The 19,961-nt window shown below is 59.0% G+C and carries 18 protein-coding genes and 1 pseudogene; 11 read left to right on the top strand and 8 right to left on the bottom strand.

Features of this window, described 5'->3' with window-relative positions; translation table 11 throughout:
- Positions 1–127: 127 nt before the first annotated feature.
- Entirely contained in the window at positions 128–1,450 is a 1,323-nt protein-coding gene (locus tag AACY50_RS05515; protein ID WP_221729360.1) for a putative porin, read from the bottom strand.
- Between the two features lie 281 nt (positions 1,451–1,731).
- Between AACY50_RS05515 and AACY50_RS05510 the strand changes: the two genes are divergently transcribed.
- A complete protein-coding gene (locus AACY50_RS05510; RefSeq protein WP_339464888.1) occupies positions 1,732–2,856 on the top strand; it encodes a GNAT family N-acetyltransferase in 1,125 nt (374 codons plus the stop codon).
- A gap of 110 nt (positions 2,857–2,966) precedes the next feature.
- Here the strand turns inward: AACY50_RS05510 and AACY50_RS05505 are convergent.
- The 5 genes and pseudogenes from AACY50_RS05505 to AACY50_RS05485 all read right to left on the bottom strand — a co-directional run.
- Positions 2,967–3,347: pseudogene (locus AACY50_RS05505) on the bottom strand (aquaporin); the annotation flags it as partial.
- A gap of 26 nt (positions 3,348–3,373) precedes the next feature.
- Positions 3,374–5,206: an ABC transporter ATP-binding protein gene (locus tag AACY50_RS05500; RefSeq protein ID WP_339431057.1), complete on the bottom strand. Its 1,833-nt coding sequence runs from the start codon at positions 5,204–5,206 to the stop codon at positions 3,374–3,376.
- An 88-nt stretch (positions 5,207–5,294) separates the two neighbouring features.
- Entirely contained in the window at positions 5,295–5,858 is a 564-nt protein-coding gene (locus tag AACY50_RS05495; protein WP_339431058.1) for a peptidylprolyl isomerase, read from the bottom strand.
- A gap of 3 nt (positions 5,859–5,861) precedes the next feature.
- Positions 5,862–6,665 carry an alpha/beta fold hydrolase gene (locus tag AACY50_RS05490; RefSeq protein ID WP_339538273.1) on the bottom strand — a complete coding sequence of 268 codons (804 nt, stop codon included), beginning with the start codon at positions 6,663–6,665 and terminating at the stop codon, positions 5,862–5,864.
- Positions 6,666–6,679: 14 nt separating this feature from the next.
- Complete coding sequence (locus tag AACY50_RS05485; protein WP_339538272.1) at positions 6,680–7,603, bottom strand: LysR family transcriptional regulator; 924 nt, start codon at positions 7,601–7,603, stop codon at positions 6,680–6,682.
- Positions 7,604–7,652: 49 nt separating this feature from the next.
- Between AACY50_RS05485 and AACY50_RS05480 the strand changes: the two genes are divergently transcribed.
- Entirely contained in the window at positions 7,653–7,967 is a 315-nt protein-coding gene (locus AACY50_RS05480) for a 3-phosphoglycerate kinase (RefSeq protein WP_221729354.1), read from the top strand.
- Positions 7,968–8,197: 230 nt separating this feature from the next.
- A complete protein-coding gene (locus AACY50_RS05475) occupies positions 8,198–8,797 on the top strand; it encodes an FMN-dependent NADH-azoreductase (RefSeq protein WP_339431061.1) in 600 nt (199 codons plus the stop codon).
- A gap of 237 nt (positions 8,798–9,034) precedes the next feature.
- On the opposite strand, the gene rne is transcribed toward AACY50_RS05475, so the two are convergent.
- Positions 9,035–12,265: a ribonuclease E gene (rne, locus tag AACY50_RS05470; RefSeq protein WP_339538271.1), complete on the bottom strand. Its 3,231-nt coding sequence runs from the start codon at positions 12,263–12,265 to the stop codon at positions 9,035–9,037.
- A gap of 699 nt (positions 12,266–12,964) precedes the next feature.
- Here rne and rluC point away from each other — a divergent pair.
- The 3 genes from rluC to sppA are packed head-to-tail and all read left to right on the top strand — an operon-like array spanning position 12,965 to position 15,587.
- Positions 12,965–13,924, top strand: coding sequence for a 23S rRNA pseudouridine(955/2504/2580) synthase RluC (gene rluC, locus AACY50_RS05465; protein WP_339431063.1), 960 nt, complete (start codon positions 12,965–12,967; stop codon positions 13,922–13,924).
- Positions 13,911–14,573, top strand: a complete 663-nt coding sequence (locus tag AACY50_RS05460) for an HAD-IA family hydrolase (protein WP_339431064.1) — start codon at positions 13,911–13,913, stop codon at positions 14,571–14,573. The genes rluC and AACY50_RS05460 overlap by 14 nt, the downstream gene beginning before the upstream one ends.
- 24 nt (positions 14,574–14,597) lie before the next feature.
- The gene (gene sppA / locus AACY50_RS05455) at positions 14,598–15,587 is read left to right on the top strand and encodes a signal peptide peptidase SppA (protein WP_339431065.1); all 990 of its coding nucleotides are present in this window, start codon (positions 14,598–14,600) and stop codon (positions 15,585–15,587) included.
- A 72-nt stretch (positions 15,588–15,659) separates the two neighbouring features.
- On the opposite strand, the gene AACY50_RS05450 is transcribed toward sppA, so the two are convergent.
- Positions 15,660–16,238 (bottom strand): Maf family protein, encoded by a 579-nt coding sequence (locus tag AACY50_RS05450; RefSeq protein ID WP_339431066.1) that lies wholly within the window; start codon positions 16,236–16,238, stop codon positions 15,660–15,662.
- A 105-nt stretch (positions 16,239–16,343) separates the two neighbouring features.
- Between AACY50_RS05450 and AACY50_RS05445 the strand changes: the two genes are divergently transcribed.
- The 5 genes from AACY50_RS05445 to fabG all read left to right on the top strand — a co-directional run bounded on the left by AACY50_RS05445 (position 16,344) and on the right by fabG (position 19,901).
- Positions 16,344–16,871, top strand: a complete 528-nt coding sequence (locus tag AACY50_RS05445; RefSeq protein WP_014339505.1) for a YceD family protein — start codon at positions 16,344–16,346, stop codon at positions 16,869–16,871.
- 13 nt (positions 16,872–16,884) lie between these two features.
- Entirely contained in the window at positions 16,885–17,067 is a 183-nt protein-coding gene (gene rpmF, locus AACY50_RS05440; protein ID WP_003179396.1) for a 50S ribosomal protein L32, read from the top strand.
- A gap of 4 nt (positions 17,068–17,071) precedes the next feature.
- Positions 17,072–18,082, top strand: a complete 1,011-nt coding sequence (gene plsX / locus AACY50_RS05435) for a phosphate acyltransferase PlsX (RefSeq protein WP_339431067.1) — start codon at positions 17,072–17,074, stop codon at positions 18,080–18,082.
- A 123-nt stretch (positions 18,083–18,205) separates the two neighbouring features.
- On the top strand, positions 18,206–19,144 hold the full coding sequence (gene fabD / locus AACY50_RS05430) for an ACP S-malonyltransferase (RefSeq protein WP_339431068.1): 939 nt from the start codon (positions 18,206–18,208) through the stop codon (positions 19,142–19,144).
- 16 nt (positions 19,145–19,160) lie between these two features.
- Positions 19,161–19,901 carry a 3-oxoacyl-ACP reductase FabG gene (gene fabG, locus AACY50_RS05425; protein ID WP_339431069.1) on the top strand — a complete coding sequence of 247 codons (741 nt, stop codon included), beginning with the start codon at positions 19,161–19,163 and terminating at the stop codon, positions 19,899–19,901.
- Positions 19,902–19,961: the final 60 nt, after the last annotated feature.

The following is a 19,961-nucleotide window of genomic DNA, read 5'->3' as shown; positions in this document are numbered from 1 at the left end:
GAAGCAGACTGACGCGCCTGCGGCACACGGATGATGGGGATCGCCGTAGCCGCGCCAGACTGTTGAAGCATCTCAAGCGCTGCACCCGGATGAGAAGCGCATCGCCTGAGATCTGTTGCTCTGTTGCTTAGAACTTCGCTTCTGCGTCCAGTTGCAGAATGTTGGTGTCGGCGTCGCGCTGAGTGCGGCTGGAGTAGTCAGCCTTGGTCAGGAAGTACGTGGCGCCGAGGGCGAAATTCTTGTCGATGTCGTAGCCGACTTTGAACTTGTGCCCACGCGAGCCGGTGGTGCCGTTGGCGAAGTCGGAATCGGTGAAGGCGCCGACCACAGCATTGCGCTGCACGTCACGATAGTTGTAGTCGAGGTTCAGACCGAAGACTTTCGACTTGGCGCCGAGCAACCAGGCGGTGTCCTGATCGGTCACGGCATCGTTGTTCTTCACATACTGACCGTAGAACGACAGCGGCATTGGCAGACCGCCGATGTCGATCTGGCTGAAACCCTCGTACAGACGGAATTCGTTGTTGGCCGAGTTGCCATTGACGGCCAGTGCGCACGGTGTGGAAGAGCCCGTGCAACGGCTGTCCTGATCGTTCTGGTAGGCGTAGACGCTGCCGCCAACGGTCAGTTTCAGGTTGTCGGTGATGGCGATGCGGCTACCCAACTGGCCGGAGGTCAGGCGCAGGTCGTGACGGAATTGCACGCCTTCGCCGTCGACGTTGTCCTTGAGGTTGTAGTTGCCCAGGCTGCCGAACAGTTCGGCACTGCTGCCCAGTGGGTACTTGTAAGTGACGGCCAGACCTTCCGGGTTGATGTCGCCGTCCCAGATCACGTCGCCCATGCTCACCCACGGTTGCAGCATCTTGCCGCCGATCACATGCAGGTTCTTGATCGCATCAGGGTGGTAGTCGATGTAGCCCAGGTCCAGCCAGATCTGCTTCTTGTCGAAGTAGTTGTCCTGGTCCTGGTTGGTCGAACGAGCATCGTCGCCGCCGCCGGTGGCGATACGGATGCCGGTGTCCACTTGCGGGTTGATCTCGGTGTAGGCACCCAGACGTGCACGGATGCGCTGACGATCCTTTTCGCGGCCGCCGTTGTTGGCTTCGCCGTCGATCTTGACGGTCTCCTGGCGGATGCGCACGTCACCCTTGAACTGGGTCTTGGCAGCCCAGGCCAGTTTCTGGTCGAAGACGCTTTGTTCGTTGGTCTTCTTCGCGACAGCCGCGACTTGTTCATTGGTCTCTTGCTGCGCCTGCTGGGCGATTTGCTGAGCCTTCTGATCCTTGGCCAGTTCAGTTTGCAGTTCTACATACTGCGCCTGGGAAATCGAACCGTTAGCCTTGAGCATGTCGAGCAGTTTGGCGTCGACTGCAGCACTGGCCGGAACGCTCATGGCCAGTAACAGGCCACCGCACAGGGCCGCCGCAGTTTTCGTGGAAGCAAGACGCATAGCAATCTCCGAAGATGAGTGGGATGGCTGAACCATCCTGGGCACAACCGACGGTTGAAGGTCGGAAAACAGTGTCCGGGTAGAACCCGGCGCTCTAAAAACAGGCGCCAGTATCGCGATGGTTTATGACAGGGCAGTGGCACGGTGATGGCAGGTTGATGACGGTACGCGTTGGTCGTGAACCATTGATCTAGAGCGCTGTCGCCCGATGACGGGTGTGCAATGCGGCGCAATCGGCGATACTCGCCGAGCGCTGAAACCCCGAAGTGGAGAGCTCTTTGATGCCGTTGCACTGCCTGCAGAACCTGTCAGAAATCGCCCCGGCCACTTGGGATGAATTGGTGCCGGACAATCAGCCGTTTCTGCGTCATGCTTTTCTCAGTGCGCTGGAGGACAGCGGCAGCGTCGGCCCTCACACCGGTTGGCAGCCGGAGCATTTACTGCACATCGAAGATGGTCGGCTGATCGCCGCCTTGCCGGGTTACCGCAAGTGGCACTCCTACGGCGAGTATGTGTTCGACCATGGCTGGGCAGATGCCTGCGCCCGAGCCGGAATCGATTACTACCCCAAACTGTTGACGGCTGTGCCGTTCAGTCCAGTCAGCGGCCCTCGGTTGCTGGCGGCCAAGGTCGAAGACGGTTTTGAGCTGCTCAAGAGCCTGCCGGGTTATCTGGAAATCGAAGGGCTGTCCGGCGCGCACATCAATTTCACCGATCCGTTCACCGACGCCGCCATGGCCGAGCAGCCGGGCTGGTTGCAGCGCATCGGCTGTCAGTATCACTGGCACAATCGAGGCTATCGCGACTTTCAGGATTTTCTCGACGTGCTCAGTTCGCGCAAGCGCAAACAGATGCGCAAGGAGCGCGAGCAGGTGGCGGGGCAGGGCTTCGAATTTGAATGGCTACAAGGGCGAGAGCTAAACGAATCGCAGTGGGATTTCGTCTACGCCTGCTATGCCAATACCTACGCCGTGCGTCGGCAGACACCGTATCTGACGCGAGAGTTTTTCAGTTTGCTGGCCGCGCGCATGCCCGAATCGATCCGCGTGGTGCTGGCCAGGCAGGGCTCACGGCCGGTGGCCATGGCCTTCAGTCTGGTTGGCGGTGACAGTTTTTACGGGCGCTATTGGGGATGCCTTGCCGAATTTGATCGGCTGCACTTTGAAACCTGTTTTTATCAGGGCATGGACTACGCGATTGCCCAGGGCTATCAGCGTTTCGATGCCGGTGCTCAGGGCGAGCACAAACTGATTCGTGGCTTCGAACCGGTGATCACTCACTCGTGGCATTACCTGCGGCATCCGGGTCTGAAAGCGGCGGTAAAAGACTTCCTGCAGCAGGAACGCGCCGGTGTCCTGGCCTACGCCGAAGAAGCGAGAGCAGCCTTGCCCTACCGCCAAACCTAAATCTCCAATGTGGGGCTTGCTCGCGAAGGCGGTGTGTCAGTACAGCAAATATTGCCTGACACCACGCCTTCGCGAGCAAGCCCGCTCCCACATTTGGTTTTGTGTTGGACTCAGGTTTTTTCGTTACCCAACCAGAGATAAATCACTTCACCGGCCACCGCACCCGACAGCGGCGCCACCCAGAACATCCACAACTGCGCGATGGCCCAGCCGCCGACCATCAGCGCCGGCCCGGTACTGCGCGCCGGGTTCACCGAGGTATTGGTCACCGGAATCGAGATCAGGTGGATCAACGTCAGCGCCAGACCTATGGCAATCGGTGCGAGGCCCGGCGGTGCACGTTTATCGGTGGCGCCCAGAATGATGATCACAAACATCGCAGTCATCACCCGTTCGGTGACAAACCCGGCCGCCATCGAATACTGACCGGGCGAATGCTCGCCGTAACCGTTGGAGGCGAGGCCGGCGGCAATGTCGAAACCCTCACTCCCACATTGCAATTGTATTGACCCAATGATCAATCGATCCCGACAAATCCGCCGGTCTGGTGCGCCCATAACCGCGAATACAGTCCGCCATGGGCCAGCAGTTCGGCGTGGGTGCCGCTCTCGGCGATCTTGCCGTTTTCCAGCACCACCAGGCGATCCATGCGCGCGATAGTCGAGAGGCGGTGAGCAATGGCGATCACTGTTTTGCCCTGCATCAGGGTTTCCAGGCTTTCCTGAATCGCCGCTTCGACTTCCGAGTCCAGGGCCGAGGTTGCTTCGTCCATGATCAGAATCGGCGCGTCCTTGAGCAGCACGCGGGCAATCGCGATGCGCTGACGTTGACCGCCCGACAGCTTCACCCCGCGCTCGCCGACATGCGCGTCGAAGCCGGTGCGGCCTTCAGCGTCCGACAGCAACGGAATGAACTCATCGGCACGGGCCTTGTGCGCGGCATCCCAAAGCTGTGCGTCAGTCGCGTCAGGCTTGCCATACAGCAAGTTGTCGCGGATTGAACGGTGCAGCAGCGACGTGTCTTGAGTGATCATACCGATCCGCTCACGCAGGCTTTCCTGGCTGACGTCGGCGATGTTCTGGTCGTCGATCAGGATGCGCCCGCCCTCGACGTCATAGAGGCGCAGCAGCAGGTTGACCAAGGTTGATTTACCGGCGCCGGACGGCCCGATCAGACCGATTTTTTCACCCGGTTTGATGGTCAGGTTGAGGTCGCCGATGATGCCTTTCTTCTTGCCGTAGTGAAAATCGACGTGCTCGAAACACACCTCGCCATTGGCCACGGCCAGCGGTTTGGCGTGTTCGTGATCGGTGACGCTGACCGGCTGCGAGATGGTCCGCAGACCGTCCTGGACCATGCCGATGTTTTCGAAGATGCCCGTGACCACCCACATGATCCAGCCGGACATGTTGACGATGCGGATCACCAGACCGGTGGCCAGGGCAATCGCGCCGACGGTGATCAGCGATTGCGTCCACAGCCACAGGGCCAGCGCGGTTGTGCCGACGATCAGCAAGCCGTTCATGGCGGTGATCGCCACGTCCATGCTGGTGACCACGCGGCCGGCCATTTGCGCTTTGACGGTTTGTTCTTCGATCGCTTCCCTGGCGTAGTGCTGTTCGAAATGAGTGTGAGCGAACAGCTTGAGCGTGGCGATATTGGTGTAGCCGTCGACGATTCGGCCCATCAGTTTCGAACGTGCGTCGGAGGCTTCCACCGAGCGGTCCTTGACCCGCGGCACGAAGTAACAGAGTGCGCCGATGTAGGCGACGATCCACGTCAGCAACGGGACCATCAGGCGCCAGTCGGCTTCGGCGAACAGCACCAGCGCGCTGATCGCGTAGATCACCACATGCCACAGTGCATCCACCGCTTGCACTGCTGAATCACGCAGCGAGTTGCCGGTCTGCATGATGCGCTGGGCAATGCGCCCGGCGAAGTCGTTCTGGAAGAAGTTCAGGCTCTGCTTGAGCACGTAGCTGTGGTTCTGCCAGCGGATCATGCTGGTCATGCCGGGGCTTAACGTCTGGTGCACCAGCAGGTCGTGCAGGCCGAAGAAAATCGGTCTGAGCACAAGCGCAACCACCACCATCCACGTCAGTTCGAGGGCGTGATCGCTGAAGAAATTCGGATTTGGCGTACCTTGGGCCAGGTCGATGATGCGACTCAGGTAACTGAACAGCGCCACTTCGATCAGCGCGGCGAACAGGCCGACCACCAGCAGGGCGGCGAAACTCGGCCAGACCTGCTTCAGGTAATAGGTATAGAAGGGGAGCACACGGTCGGGCGGAGACGCCGTAGGGGCGTCGCGGAATATGTCGATCAGTTGTTCAAAACGGCGATAGAGCATCAGATAACCGCCCGGAGTACGGGCTCTCCTTTTATCAGTGTGAGCGGCGCGGGATCAGGCCGTCGCCGCTCGATATGCCCTGCTGTACTCAGTCGAGGCGTTTGGCCGACTTGATAATCACAGGGTCGACAGGCACGTTCTGCATGCCGCTTTTGGTGGTGGTTTGCGAGTTGACGATGATGTCGACGACGTCCATGCCCTTGACCACTTTGGCAAACACCGCATAACCGGCGTCACGGCCTGGATCGAGGAAGGCGTTGTCAGCGACGTTGATAAAGAACTGGCTGGTGGCCGAGTTCGGATTGGAAGTACGGGCCATCGACAAGGTGCCGCGAACGTTATGCAGGCCATTGCTGGCTTCGTTCTTGATCGGTTCCTTGGTGTCCTTTTGTTGCATCTGCTGGGTGAAACCACCGCCCTGAGCCATGAAACCCGGGATCACACGGTGGAAAATCGTGTTGTTGTAGAAGCCACTGTCGACGTACGCCAGAAAGTTCTTGGTACTGATCGGCGCTTTGACCGGGTCCAGTTCGATTTCGATCTGGCCATTGGTGGTGTCCAGCAGCACGTGCGGCGCTTTGGCCGGGGTAGCAGCCATCAGGTTGGCAGCAAACAGCACGGTGCCGGCGACGAGGGCGAGTTTTTTCAGCATGGGTCAGTGATCCTGAGATTGAATATCGGCTGCGGCGAGAAACGCCAGCAGCGTTTGATTGAAGCGTTCGGGCTGATCGAGCGGGGTGGCATGGCGTGAATCAGTGATCACCACCAGCCGCGCATCGGGCAGCAGTTTTACATAGGTTTCTTTAAGTGCCACAGGTGTGTAATCACGGTCGGCACTGACGATGAGCGTTGGACAGGTCACCCGGGAAAGTCGTTCCTGAACCCCCCAGCCAACAATTGCATCGAAGCTGGCGAGATAAGCACGTTTGTCGTTTTTTGCCCAGCGTTGCGCCATTTTCTGCCGCAGATTCGCCTGTTCGGGTTTTGGGAACAGTTTGCTGCCCAGCGCCTTGCCGATGGTCGCCAGGCTCAGCACGCGCATCAGGCTCCAGCGTTTGAACCATTGCCAATAGTCGTCGAGGCTGCGCAGTTTGACTTCAGGGGCGCTGTTGACGATGGTCAGGCTCTTGAGCATCTGCGGCTGATCAACACCCAACTGGAAGCCGATCATGCCGCCCATCGACAGACCGACGTAGTGCACCGGACCAAGGTTCAAATACTCGATCAGCGCCACCATATCGGCGCTGAACCCCGCGATGCTGTAGCGCTCGCGGGGTTTGTCCGAGCGCCCGTGGCCACGGATATCCGGGACGATCACCCGGTAGTGCGCGGCCAGCGCAGGGATCTGCATTTCCCAATCCAGCGTGCTCGAGCCGAGCCCGTGAACCAGCAGCAACGGCGTGCCGTGGCCATATTCCTCGTAGTGCAGGTTGCAACCTTCGTGCGCAAAATAGGCCATCGCTGGACTCCGTGTCAGACTTGCTCAGGGGCGGCGAACGGTGCGTCCAGCGGCAAGGTGTCGAAGGTGCGCAACAGTTCGATGAGGATTTGTGTCGCCGGGCCCAGCGGTTTGTCCTTGTTCGAATACAGATAGAAACTCGGGTTGCGGCTGCCGCCCTGATCCAACGGTAGCAGCTTGAGCGATCCCTCTTTCAGTTCCCGTTCGATCATGTGTCGCGGTAACCAGGCAAAGCCCAGGCCGCTGCTGACGAATGTCGCGGCCGTGGCGAGACTGCCGACGGTCCAGCGCTGTTCGGCGCCGAGCCAGCCGACATCCCGTGGCTGTTGACGACCGGAGTCGCGGATGACCACTTGCATCTGGGTTTCCAGATCCTGGAAGCTCAGTTCACGATTGAGCCGATGCAGGCTGTGGTCTGGGTGAGCAACCGCAACAAACTCCACGTCGCTCAGCTCCGCGCCCAGGTAACCGGGAATGCTCAGGCCGGTGATGGCCAGATCGGCCACGCCTTCGAGCAGCACCTCCTCGACACCCGACAACACTTCCTCACGCAGACGCACGCGACAGCCACGGCTCTGTGGCATGAACGCAGTCAACGCACGCACGATACGTGAGCTTGGATAAGCCGCATCGACCACCAGCCGCACTTCCGCTTCCCAGCCTTGCTCCATGTGATGGGCGAGATCTTCCAGTTGACTGGCCTGTTTGACCAGTTGCCGCGAGCGGCGTAGCAACACGCCGCCGGCTTCGGTCAGTACCGCTTTACGACCGTCGATCCGCAGCAACGGCACACCGAGCTGATCCTGCATACGGGCAACGGTGTAACTCACCGACGACTGCGAACGGTGCAGAACCTCGGCGGCCTGGGCGAATCCGCCGTGGTCGACTACGGCCTGCAATGTTCGCCATTGATCCAGGGTCACGCGGGGCGCTTTCATCAATAGCTCCTCTTGTCCTAAGCTGACGGTCCCCATTGGAGACTGTCGAATGAAAAAATTCTGTTGTGTGGTGCTGGCACTGCTGCCGTTGACAGCCTTTGCGTATCCGATCGATGTGCAGAAAAATCTCAATGGCATGAAGATCGACTACCAGAGTTTCGCCACGGATAACGACATTGGCTCCATCCAGGTGGCCAACTACGGCGACGTCGACGCGAGCTGCAAAGTGGTGTTCCGCAACGGTCCCGAGGCGCCACGCACACGTAACATCGAAGTCGTGGCCGGCAAACATAAAAACGCCACGGCCAAGTTCACCCGCACCATTATCAAACTGCGCATCGATCTGACCTGTACCCCGAAATAACAGCAAATCTCCCTTGTGGAAGCGGGCTTGCTCGCGAAGGCGGTAGATCAGTCATCCATGCTCGTGCTGACACATCGCCTTCGCCAGCAAGCTCACTCTCAAAGGGTTGAGTTGCATCTAAACTAAATTTTCGATGCTTTGCAGCAATTATTTGCGCTTTTTCATCGATTCAGCTCTGTTTAACCTTCACTCCATCGACCTACAACATTCTCGGATGGAGGCTACACAACATGTCCCGCGTTCTGATCATCGAAAGCAGCGCCCGCCAGCAAGACTCGGTGTCCCGTCAGTTGACCCAGACCTTCATCAATCAGTGGAAAACCGCGCACCCCGACGATCAGATCACTGTGCGTGATCTCGCCGTGAACCCGGTGCCGCACCTGGACATCAACCTGTTGGGTGGCTGGATGAAGCCTGCCGATCAGCGCAGCGACAGCGAACAGTCTTCTCTGGATCGCTCCAACGAATTGACCGATGAACTGCTGGCTGCCGACGTGCTGGTCATGGCCGCGCCGATGTACAACTTTGCGATCCCGAGCACCCTCAAGGCCTGGCTTGACCATGTGCTGCGTGCCGGCGTCACCTTCAAGTACACCGACACCGGTCCGCAAGGCCTGCTGAGCGGCAAGCGTGCCTACGTGCTGACCGCTCGCGGCGGAATTTACGCCGGCGGCCCGGCGGATCATCAAGAACCTTACCTGCGTCAGGTGATGGGTTTTATCGGTATCCACGACGTGACCTTCATTCATGCCGAAGGCATGAACCTGGGTGGCGACTTTCAGGAGAAGGGCTTGAACCAGGCCAACGCCAAACTGGCTTCCGTCGCTTGATAGGTTAATCGCCAGATAATCACTGGATGTTCTAGTGCTCTGGCGCAACCCCTTCAAGGTTTTACGCGCATCGAACCTCCCTTTGCACTTATTGCTCCTGAGTGCTGTAGCCCGATTGAACGCTTTAGCGAGATCGGGCTTTTTTTTGTTCTTCACGCAATCCCGGTACGGTAATCGGTGAGCATAAAAAAAGCCCCGCCTGAATATTCAGGCGGGGCTTTTTATTGGCTTTTGGAATCAGACGAGGGGTTTAGGCTCGTGTTCTTTTTCCTGGGCCTCTTCGTGATGCTCGGCCGCGTCCTGAACGGAGCGAGGCGCTTCAGCAATGGCTGCTTCAACGACGACTTCTTCAGCAGCCGGGGCAGGAGCTGCCTCGACCACTTCAGCCGCAGGAGCAGCTGCGGCAGCCAGTTCAGCTTCCTTCTGCAGACGTTCTTCTTCGCGCTTGCGACGACGCACTTCGCGTGGATCGTTTGGAGCGCGGCCGTTTGGCGTCAGCGCGCTGACTACAGGCGCTTCAACCGCTGGGGCTTGGGCAACCACTGGCGCTTCGACGACCGGCGCTGGAGCAGGTTCGGCAGCGGCAACCACTGGCTCGGACACCGTGGCTTGTGGCACTTCAGCTTCAGCAGCAGGCGCTGGCGCTTCGGCTACGGTTGGCTCTGCAACCCAGTTGAATGCAGTTTGCTCTTCGCGAACTTCACGCACGCTTTCGGTCACGTTTTCAGCGACGGTTTCGACAACCGGCTCTGCAACGACAACGGGCTCTTGGGCTACGAAAGCAGGTTCGGCAACGATTTCAATCTGAGGCTGGGCTTCAACCTGGGCTTGAATTTCGCGAACCGGTGCCACTTCGACTTCCGGAGCCGCCGTCACTTCCACCGGAGTGGTTGCTTCAACCACCGGTGCTTCAACTGGAGCAGTTTCCAGTGTAGCGGCAGTGGCGCGTTCGGCTTGCTCGTTGGCTTGCGCTTCAGCCGGAGCGCTGATGACGCTGCTGGCGACGGCGGTGGTAACAGCCAGGCCAGCGGCCAGATCGGCAGCGCTTGGTGCTTCAGCGTTTTCGCCGGACTCGGATTCTTCCGATCCTTCGATCACGTTGCCGTTGGCATCACGCTGACGCTCGCGACGGTTGCTGCGACGACGCTGGCCGCGGGAGCGACGACGTGGACGATCGCCTTCGGCGTTCTCCGAACCATCTTCCGGCAGTTGCTCTTCATTGGTGATCACTTCGTCTTCAACGACGGCAGCAGCGGCCTGCTCTGCACGCGGTTGACGCTCTTCACGCGGCGGGCGCGGTGCGCGCTCTTCGCGAGGCTGGCGGGCCGGACGCTCTTCTGCATTAACGGCGGCAGCGGCGGCTGCTGGAGCGGCATCCAGTGGCTCGCGCAGTTCGCGTACACGTTCTTCACGCTCGCCACGAGGCTTGCGGTCTTCACGCGGCGCACGTGGGGCGCGTTCTTCACGAGGTGCGCGAGGTGCGCGTTCTTCGCGGGCGGCTGGCGCTTCAGTGCGAGCTTCGCGAGGTGCACGTTCTTCGCGGGTCTCACGTGGCTGGCGCTCTTCACGCGGCTCGCGAGGGGCGCGTTCTTCACGCGGTGCACGTTCTTCGCGCGGCTTGCGCTCTTCATCGCGACGACCATTACGGTTGCGGCTCTGCTGGCGACCGTTGCGACGTTCTTCGTTGCGGGCTGGACGCTCGGTAGCTGGTTTTTCAACGACCACCGGCGCGGCGGGCTCTTCTTTGGTCGCGAACAGGCTGACCAGCGACTTCACCAGACCTTTGAACAGGCTTGGCTCTGGCGCGGCCACTGGAGCTGGTGCTGGTGCAGCAGGTGCGGCCACTTCGGTCGGAACCGGAGCGTTGGCGCGGGCTGGTGCGGTCTTGACCGCGGCTTCCTGGCGAACCAGGGTGCGGGTTGCGGCGGCTGGCTGGACTTCTTCGACGTCGGCAGCGGCAGCGGCGATTTCGTAGCTGGACTGGTTGGTCGCGGCTTCCGGGCTGTCATCACGCAAACGCTGAACTTCGAAGTGCGGCGTTTCGAGGTGGTCGTTTGGCAGGATGACGATACGGGCACGAGTGCGCAGTTCGATCTTGGTGATCGAGTTGCGTTTTTCGTTGAGCAGGAACGCAGCCACCGGGATCGGCACCTGGGCGCGAACTTCGGCAGTGCGGTCTTTCAGGGCTTCTTCTTCGATCAGGCGCAGGATCGCCAGCGACAGCGATTCAACGTCACGGATGATGCCGGTGCCGTTGCAACGCGGGCAGACGATGCCGCTGCTTTCGCCCAAGGATGGGCGCAGGCGCTGACGGGACATTTCCAGCAGGCCGAAGCGCGAGATACGGCCGATCTGCACGCGAGCGCGGTCGGCTTCCAGGCATTCGCGGACTTTCTCTTCCACGGCGCGCTGGTTCTTGGCAGGGGTCATGTCGATGAAGTCGATGACGATCAAGCCGCCGATGTCGCGCAGGCGCAACTGACGGGCGATTTCTTCAGCCGCTTCAAGGTTGGTCTGCAGAGCGGTTTCTTCGATGTCGCTGCCTTTGGTGGCGCGCGCCGAGTTGATGTCGATGGACACCAGCGCTTCGGTCGGATCGATAACGATGGAACCGCCGGAAGGCAGTTCGACGACGCGCTGGAAGGCGGTCTCGATCTGGCTTTCGATCTGGAAACGGTTGAACAGCGGAACGCTGTCTTCGTACAGCTTGATCTTGCTGGCGTACTGCGGCATTACCTGGCGGATGAAAGTCAGGGCTTCGTCCTGGGCTTCAACGCTGTCGATCAGCACTTCGCCGATGTCCTGGCGCAGGTAATCGCGGATCGCGCGGATGATCACGTTGCTTTCCTGGTAAATCAGGAATGGCGCGGAGCGATCCAGCGAGGCTTCTTTGATGGCGGTCCACAGTTGCAGCAGGTAGTCGAGGTCCCACTGCATTTCTTCGCTGCTGCGGCCAAGGCCTGCAGTGCGCACGATCAGACCCATGTCGGCCGGGGCAACCAGGCCGTTCAGTGCTTCACGCAGTTCGTTGCGCTCTTCGCCTTCGATGCGACGGGAGATACCGCCGGCACGCGGGTTGTTCGGCATCAGCACCAGGTAACGACCGGCCAGGCTGATGAAGGTGGTCAGGGCTGCGCCCTTGTTGCCACGTTCTTCTTTTTCAACCTGAACGATGACTTCCTGGCCTTCGCTCAGGACGTCCTTGATGTTGACGCGGCCTTCGGGGGCTTTCTTGAAGTATTCGCGGGAGATTTCTTTGAGGGGCAGGAAGCCGTGGCGCTCGGAGCCAAAATCGACAAAGGCAGCCTCAAGGCTTGGTTCGATGCGAGTGATGCGGCCTTTATAGATGTTGGCCTTCTTCTGCTCGCGTGCACCGGATTCGATGTCCAGGTCGTAGAGGCGTTGGCCATCTACCAGTGCAACACGCAACTCTTCGGGTTGAGTTGCGTTAATCAGCATTCTTTTCATGTAGTACCGTCGGTTTCCGGGCTGCCGGAAACGGCGTTCGGCACACACGACTTCTCACGGTCGGTGTCAGGTGCGTCGGGAGTGGTTGGCCATTCCCGTGTCCAGCGATGTGCGACCAATTGGGCCGATACCGCGACGTACGCGTCCTGCTTGCTGTGGCTACTTAAGCACTCAGTCAGGAGGAGGAATCAACCAGTGGCTGTGGACGAGATGAAGCGTCTTGATAAAGCCTATTGCTACACAGTCCAGCGGTTGTGCATCTCCACCCTACACGTATCCCTGATAATTCGGGTGCTGCCGCGCGCAGAATCCGCAGCGGGTTGGCATTTACCGTGAACTCCGAAAGGGGAGGTCACGCATCATGGCTAATTTAGGCGATGTTTCCGAAGCGTTCGCTCGGGGTCATTCGCAGCTGACTGCACTTTGTGAACTGGCCGTGAATATCTGCCTGCCAGACGAGTAAAAACTCTGCTCGGCGGTGTAATTCAGGCCTCATGTCACCTGCGCTTGTTACAACTGCAAACTCCACCGTTACGTAGCGAAAGCCCCGTAGGACGGCCTCGCGTCCTGGTGAATTGCGTTGGTCAGGGCCGGTTTTTGACCGTGGTTCCGCTGCCCAGGCCGCTTTTGGCGGCGTTCGCGACTATAGCAGCAATGATTAAGTGCTTCAATTCCATAAAAATTGTTATCATCCGCGGCATGACAACTACTGCCCCTTCGACTCCAGGCGTTCAATTGCTTGAAGTCTCGCCGGAGTATGCCGGCCAACGAATCGACAACTTTCTCCTCGCCCGGCTCAAAGGCGTGCCCAAGACCTTGATTTACCGCATTTTGCGTAAAGGCGAAGTGCGCGTGAACAAGGGACGGATCAAGCCTGAATACAAACTGCAGGCCGGCGATATCGTGCGCGTGCCGCCGGTTCGCGTGCCGGAGCGTGATGAACCGGTGCCTTTGGCCCAGGGACTGTTGCAGCGTCTGGAAGCATCGATCGTCTACGAAGACAAGGCGCTGATCGTGATCAACAAGCCCGCCGGCATTGCGGTTCATGGTGGCAGCGGTCTGAATTTCGGCGTGATCGAAGCCTTTCGTCAGTTGCGTCCCGATACAAAGGAGCTGGAACTGGTCCATCGTCTCGATCGTGACACTTCCGGCTTGCTGATGATTGCCAAGAAACGCAGCATGCTGCGTCACTTGCACGAAAAATTGCGTGGCGATGGTGTCGACAAGCGCTACATGGCGCTGGTTCGTGGTAATTGGGCGACCTCGATCAAGCAGGTCAGTGCGCCATTGCTCAAGAGCAACCTGCGTTCCGGTGAGCGCATGGTTGAAGTCAACGACGAGGGCAAAGAAGCCCTGACTGTGTTCAAGGTGCTGCGCCGCTTCGGCGATTTCGCCACCATGGTCGAGGCCAAGCCTGTTACCGGTCGTACCCACCAGATTCGCGTCCACACCCTGCACGCCGGGCATTGCATTGCTGGCGACAGCAAGTACGGTGATGACGATTTCACCAAGGAAATCCGCGATCTGGGCGGCAAGCGCCTTTTTCTGCACGCTTACATGCTGACCGTGCCGTTGCCTGACGGTGGCAAGCTGACCTTGCAGGCCCCGGTCGATGAAATGTGGGCCAAGACTGTGGAGCGCCTGAGTGCCGCACCCTGATTACAAACTGCTGATTTTCGATTGGGACGGTACGCTGGCCGATTCCATTGGCCGGATTGTCGAGGCGATGCATTCCGCGTCCGGGCGGTCCGGTTTCGAGTTGCGCGATGACTTTGCCGTCAAGGGCATCATTGGCCTGGGTTTGCCCGAGGCGATTCGCACGTTGTACCCCGAGATCAGCGATACCGAAATGGTTGCGTTCCGCGAGTATTACGCAGATCACTACATCGCTGCAGAAGCCGTGCCTTCGCCGTTGTTCGAGGGTGTCGTCGAGTCGATGGCATCCTTTCGCGAGCAGGGTTATCACCTGGCAATCGCGACCGGCAAGAATCGTCGCGGACTGGATCGGGTGCTCAAGGCTAATGGCTGGGAAGAGTATTTCGACATTACCCGTGCTGCCGATGAAACTGCGAGTAAACCGCACCCTCTGATGCTGGAGCAGATTCTTGCTCATTGCGGTGTTCGTGCGGAGCAGGCGCTGATGGTGGGGGACTCGTCCTTCGATCTATTAATGGCGCGTAACGCGGGGATGGAGTCGGTGGCGGTCAGTTATGGCGCGCAATCGATTGAATCACTGCAGCAGTTCGAGCCGCGTCTGTCGATCGATCGTTTTTCCGAATTGCATGCCTGGCTGGGGCAGCGGGCCTAATACGTTTTTGCTGGGGTGAATGGCATGACCGACGAATGGAAGGCACCGGCCAAGGCAAGTGCCGACGGCGGTGACGAGAAAAGCTGGAAGCTGTTGGAAAAGACCCTGCTCGCCGGTGTGCAGGAGCAACGTCGCTCGCGGCGTTGGGGGATTTTCTTCAAGCTTCTGACGTTTGTTTATCTGTTTGTTGCGTTGATCCTGTTCACGCCGCTGATGGATATGGAAAAGAGCGCCGCTCGCGGCACGAACTACACCGCGCTGATCGATGTTGCCGGCGTGATCGCCGATAAGGAATCGGCCAGTGCTGACAACATTGTCGGCGCCTTGCGCGCAGCGTTCGAAGACAAGAAAGTCAAGGGTGTCATCCTGCGTATCAACAGTCCTGGCGGTAGTCCGGTGCAGTCGGGGTATGTCTATGACGAGATCAAGCGTTTGCGCGGTCTGCACCCGGACACCAAGCTGTATGCGGTGATTTCCGATCTCGGTGCGTCCGGTGCCTATTACATTGCCAGTGCGGCGGATCAGATCTATGCCGATAAGGCGAGTCTGGTGGGTTCCATTGGTGTGACCGCTGCTGGATACGGTTTTGTTGGCACCATGGAGAAACTGGGTGTTGAGCGTCGCACCTACACCTCGGGCGAGCACAAGTCGTTCCTTGATCCGTTCCAGCCGCAGAAACCTGAAGAAACCGCGTTCTGGCAAAGTGTGCTGGATACCACGCACAAGCAGTTCATCAATAGCGTCAAGCAAGGGCGCGGCGATCGCCTGAAGGATAAAGAGCATCCGGAGCTGTTCTCCGGGCTGGTCTGGTCGGGTGAGCAGGCGCTGCCATTGGGCTTGATCGATGGCTTGGGTAGCGCCAGTTCGGTGGCGCGTGACGTGATCGGTGAGAAAGAACTGGTTGACTTCACTGTTCAGGAATCGCCGTTCGATCGCTTCTCGAAGAAGCTTGGTGCAAGCGTTGCTGAGCAGTTGGCGATGTGGATGGGGTTCCACGGTCCTTCGTTGCGCTGAGTTGTTTTAAAGATCAAAAGATCGCAGTCTGCGGCAGTTCCTGGGAGCTATCGAAGGCTGCGATCTTTTGCTTTAAGGGATCTGCATTCCCTCAGCCAGCAGCATGTCGATCAGGCGAATCAGTGGCAAGCCGATCAGGCTGGTGGCGTCCGGGCCTTCGGTGGACTGGAACAGGCTCACGCCCAGGCCTTCGGCCTTGAAGCTGCCGGCGCAGTCGTAGGGTTGCTCGATGCGCAGGTAACGCTCGATGCGCGCCAGATCGAGTTGCCGCATATGTACGGTGAACGGCACGCAGTCGACCTGGCATTGGCCGGTCTGGCTGTTGAGCAGGGCGAGGCCGGTGAGGAAGGTCACGCTGGCACCACTGGCAGCCATCAGTTGCTCGCAGGCTTTCTCGAAGGTGTGCGGCTTGCCGATGATCTGCTCGCCGAACACGGCGACTTGATCGGAGCCGATAATCAGATGAGCGGGGTGGTTGTGGGCCAATGCTCGGGCTTTTTGTTCGGCGAGGCGTTTGACCAGTTCGATCGCCGGCTCGCCGGGGCGGTGGCTTTCGTCGATATCCGGCGAAGTGCAGGTGAACGGCAAGTGCAGGCGGGCAAGTAATTCGCGGCGATAAGTCGAGCTTGAAGCGAGTAATAAAGGCAGCATTCGCGTCTCCTGAGGGAGGTGTGGATTCTAGCGCAGGCGTGCAAGTGACGGACAGGGCACAATTTCCTTTGACATGGGTGGGTGCATCCCTATAATGCTGCGCCTATGTTGAATGACCCGATTCCACCTCACGTTGACCCGCGCAAATTGGCTGACCGTGGCACCACCCTTCAAGGTGAACTGCTGCTGGCCGATTTGAAGAGACTCTGCGACCCGCTTTCCGACAATGTCGGTACGGTGCAGGCGAAATTCGTTTTTGAACGAGATGAACGTAAATCTGTGGTGATCCACAGCTTTATCGACACCGAAGTCAAAATGGTTTGCCAGCGTTGTCTTGAGCTGGTCACCCTGCCGATCCACAGCGAATGCAGTTACGCCGTGGTGAAGGAGGGTGCGAATACCCAGTCGTTACCGAAAGGTTATGACGTGCTGGAACTGGGCGAAGATCCATTGGATCTGCAGTCACTGATCGAGGAGGAGCTTCTGCTCGCCTTGCCCATTGTGCCTGCTCATCATCCGGAAGAATGCCAGCAGCCGGCGGGAGCAGATGAGCCCGAACCGAGCGAGGACGAGGTAACGCGGTCCAACCCGTTCAGTGTATTGGCGCAGTTAAAGCGTGACCCAAACGTTTAGGAGTTAATCAATTATGGCTGTTCAGCAGAACAAAAAATCCCGCTCTGCCCGTGACATGCGCCGTTCGCACGACGCTCTCGAGGCTAGCACCCTGTCTGTAGAAAAAACCACCGGTGAAGTTCACCTGCGTCACCACGTATCGCCAGAAGGCGTATACCGTGGCCGTAAAGTGATCGACAAGGGCGCTGACGAGTAATCACTTGTCCGCTCAAGTCATCGCGATTGACGCAATGGGCGGGGACTTCGGTCCCCGCAGCATTGTTCAGGCCAGCCTTGCTTGCCTTTCTGCTACGCCCTCGCTGTACCTGACCCTCGTCGGTCAACCCTCCCTTCTTGAAGAATTGATCAACGGCCAATCGGCTGCCGATCGCGCGCGCCTGACAATTGTTGCGGCGTCTGAAGTCATCACAATGGACGAGAAACCGACCCAAGCCTTGCGTGGCAAGCCGGATTCGTCGATGCGTGTCGCCTTGGAGTTGGTGCGTGATGGCAAGGCTCAGGCCTGTGTCAGTGCTGGCAATACAGGGGCGTTGATGGCGCTGTCGCGATTTGTCCTCAAAACGTTGCCTGGCATTGATCGGCCAGCCATGGTTGCGGCGATCCCGACACAGAAGGGGTATTGCCAGTTGCTTGATCTGGGCGCCAATGTCGATTGCAGTGCCGAGCATCTTTTGCAGTTCGCTGTGATGGGCTCGGTGGCGGCGCAGACGCTGGGCATCGCCCATCCGCGCGTGGCTCTGTTGAACATCGGCACCGAAGACATCAAGGGTAATCAGCAAGTCAAGCTGGCGGCCACCTTGTTGCAAGCGGCGCGAGGGATTAACTACATCGGGTTTGTCGAGGGCGACGGGTTGTATCGCGGTGAGGCGGACGTGGTGGTATGCGATGGCTTTGTCGGCAATATCCTGCTCAAGTCCAGCGAAGGGCTGGCGACGATGATCGCGGCGCGTATCGAGGCGCTGTTCAGGCGTAACCTCGCCACGCGCGCTGTCGGTGCCTTGGCGTTGCCATTGATGAAGCGCTTGCAGGCTGATCTGGCGCCGGCGCGACATAACGGCGCAAGCTTTCTGGGTTTGCAGGGCATTGTGGTGAAAAGTCACGGGTCGGCCGGGGTTCAAGGCTTTCAGAGTGCTATCGAGCGCGCGTTGATCGAGATTCAGGAGAACCTGCCGGAGCGTCTCCACGGTCGTCTGGAGGATTTGTTGTCTTAGGCGTTTTCGTCGGACAATGCTTAAATGTGACCGCCCGGTTCAAAGGGCCATCCAACTGTCAGTTTCTTGCGTCCCCAAGTGGGGCGTCATTATTCGACGACAAGATCATTAGGGGCTTGTTACATGTCTGCTTCCCTCGCATTCGTCTTTCCAGGACAGGGTTCGCAGTCCCTCGGCATGCTGGCCGAGTTGGGCGCGCAACATCCATTGATCCTCGAAACTTTCAAAGAAGCATCCGATGCTCTGGGCTATGACCTTTGGGCGCTGACCCAGCAAGGGCCGGAAGAGCTGCTCAATCAAACCGATAAAACCCAGCCGGCCATTCTGACTGCATCGATTGCCCTTTGGCGTCTGTGGCTGGCTGAAGGTGGCGTGCGTCCAGCTTTCGTTGCCGGTCATAGCCTGGGTGAATACAGTGCGCTGGTTGCTGCAGGTAGCCTGAAGCTGGCTGACGCGGTGAAGCTCGTTGAGCGCCGTGGTCAGTTGATGCAGGAGGCCGTACCGGCCGGGCAGGGTGGCATGGCTGCCATCCTTGGCCTGGAAGACGCCGACGTGCTCGCAGCCTGTGCTGAAGCGGCGCAAGGCGAAGTGGTCAGCGCCGTCAACTTCAACTCGCCGGGCCAGGTGGTTATTGCGGGTGCCAGGGCGGCTGTCGAGCGTGCCATTGAAGGCTGCAAGGCGCGTGGCGCCAAGCGTGCCATGCCCTTGCCGGTAAGCGTGCCGTCGCACTGCGAGCTGATGCGTCCGGCTGCCGAACGCTTTGCCGCCGCCATCGCCGTCATCGACTGGCAGGCGCCGCAGATCCCTGTGGTACAGAACGTCAGCGCGCAAGTGCCGGTCGATCTGGAAACCCTCAAGCGTGATCTGCTCGAACAACTCTACAAGCCAGTTCGCTGGGTCGAGTCGGTACAGACTCTGGCTGCGAAAGGCGCGACCAATCTGGTCGAATGCGGGCCGGGCAAGGTGCTTGCCGGTCTGAACAAACGTTGCGCCGAAGGCGTTGCGACTTCCAACCTCAATACCCCAGACGCTTTCGCTGCCGCTCGCGCAGCGCAAGCCTGAATCAGGAGAAGCTTGCATGAGTCTGCAAGGTAAAGTTGCACTGGTCACCGGTGCAAGCCGCGGTATCGGCCAGGCCATCGCACTGGAACTGGGTCGTCAGGGCGCTACCGTCATTGGTACCGCGACTTCTTCCAAGGGTGCCGAGGCTATCTCCGCTACTCTGAAAGAACATGGCATTCAGGGTACCGGTCTGGAACTCAACGTCACCAGTGACGAATCGGTCAGCAGTGTACTGGCGAGCATTCAGGAGCAGTTCGGTGCGCCGGCAATCCTGGTCAATAATGCCGGTATCACCCGCGATAACCTGATGATGCGCATGAAAGACGATGAATGGTACGACGTGATCGATACCAATCTGAACAGTCTGTATCGCCTGTCCAAGGGCGTTCTGCGTGGCATGACCAAGGCGCGTTGGGGACGAATTATCAGTATTGGCTCGGTGGTGGGTGCCATGGGCAACGCAGGCCAAGTAAACTATGCAGCCGCCAAGGCCGGTCTGGAAGGTTTCAGCCGTGCAATGGCGCGTGAAGTCGGTTCGCGTTCGATTACGGTCAACTCGGTAACCCCAGGGTTTATCGACACCGATATGACCCGCGAACTGCCTGAAGCACAGCGTGAAGCCTTGCAGACGCAGATTCCGCTGGGTCGTCTGGGGCAAGCTCAAGAGATCGCGTCTGTGGTCGCTTTTCTTGCATCCGACGGTGCGGCATACGTTACTGGGGCTACAATCCCGGTGAACGGTGGGATGTACATGTGAGTAAAATGTGACGGATTGCTTCAAAAAAATGTCATACGAGCTGTCTAAAATCCGTTATAA

This window comes from Pseudomonas sp. RA_15y_Pfl2_54 (genome assembly GCF_963971015.1).
GTDB lineage: Bacteria > Pseudomonadota > Gammaproteobacteria > Pseudomonadales > Pseudomonadaceae > Aquipseudomonas > Aquipseudomonas baetica_A.
Note: the sequence above shows the minus strand (reverse complement) of the source record. Positions and strands in the feature narration are given on the sequence as shown.

Excerpts from the sequence above, each read along its gene's own strand:
- AACY50_RS05515 (WP_221729360.1), bottom strand. The coding sequence starts at position 1,450 with ATGCGTCTTGCTTCCACGAAAACTGCGGCGGCCCTGTGCGGTGGCCTG.
- rpmF (WP_003179396.1), top strand. The coding sequence starts at position 16,885 with ATGGCTGTTCAGCAGAACAAAAAATCCCGCTCTGCCCGTGACATGCGC.
- fabG (WP_339431069.1), top strand. The coding sequence starts at position 19,161 with ATGAGTCTGCAAGGTAAAGTTGCACTGGTCACCGGTGCAAGCCGCGGT.
- AACY50_RS05480 (WP_221729354.1), top strand. The coding sequence starts at position 7,653 with ATGAAAAAATTCTGTTGTGTGGTGCTGGCACTGCTGCCGTTGACAGCC.
- rne (WP_339538271.1), bottom strand. The coding sequence starts at position 12,265 with ATGAAAAGAATGCTGATTAACGCAACTCAACCCGAAGAGTTGCGTGTT.
- sppA (WP_339431065.1), top strand. The coding sequence starts at position 14,598 with ATGACCGACGAATGGAAGGCACCGGCCAAGGCAAGTGCCGACGGCGGT.
- AACY50_RS05495 (WP_339431058.1), bottom strand. The coding sequence starts at position 5,858 with ATGCTGAAAAAACTCGCCCTCGTCGCCGGCACCGTGCTGTTTGCTGCC.
- AACY50_RS05445 (WP_014339505.1), top strand. The coding sequence starts at position 16,344 with ATGTTGAATGACCCGATTCCACCTCACGTTGACCCGCGCAAATTGGCT.
- AACY50_RS05500 (WP_339431057.1), bottom strand. The coding sequence starts at position 5,206 with ATGCTCTATCGCCGTTTTGAACAACTGATCGACATATTCCGCGACGCC.
- AACY50_RS05510 (WP_339464888.1), top strand. The coding sequence starts at position 1,732 with ATGCCGTTGCACTGCCTGCAGAACCTGTCAGAAATCGCCCCGGCCACT.
- fabD (WP_339431068.1), top strand. The coding sequence starts at position 18,206 with ATGTCTGCTTCCCTCGCATTCGTCTTTCCAGGACAGGGTTCGCAGTCC.
- AACY50_RS05485 (WP_339538272.1), bottom strand. The coding sequence starts at position 7,603 with ATGAAAGCGCCCCGCGTGACCCTGGATCAATGGCGAACATTGCAGGCC.
- AACY50_RS05450 (WP_339431066.1), bottom strand. The coding sequence starts at position 16,238 with ATGCTGCCTTTATTACTCGCTTCAAGCTCGACTTATCGCCGCGAATTA.
- rluC (WP_339431063.1), top strand. The coding sequence starts at position 12,965 with ATGACAACTACTGCCCCTTCGACTCCAGGCGTTCAATTGCTTGAAGTC.
- AACY50_RS05490 (WP_339538273.1), bottom strand. The coding sequence starts at position 6,665 with ATGGCCTATTTTGCGCACGAAGGTTGCAACCTGCACTACGAGGAATAT.
- AACY50_RS05475 (WP_339431061.1), top strand. The coding sequence starts at position 8,198 with ATGTCCCGCGTTCTGATCATCGAAAGCAGCGCCCGCCAGCAAGACTCG.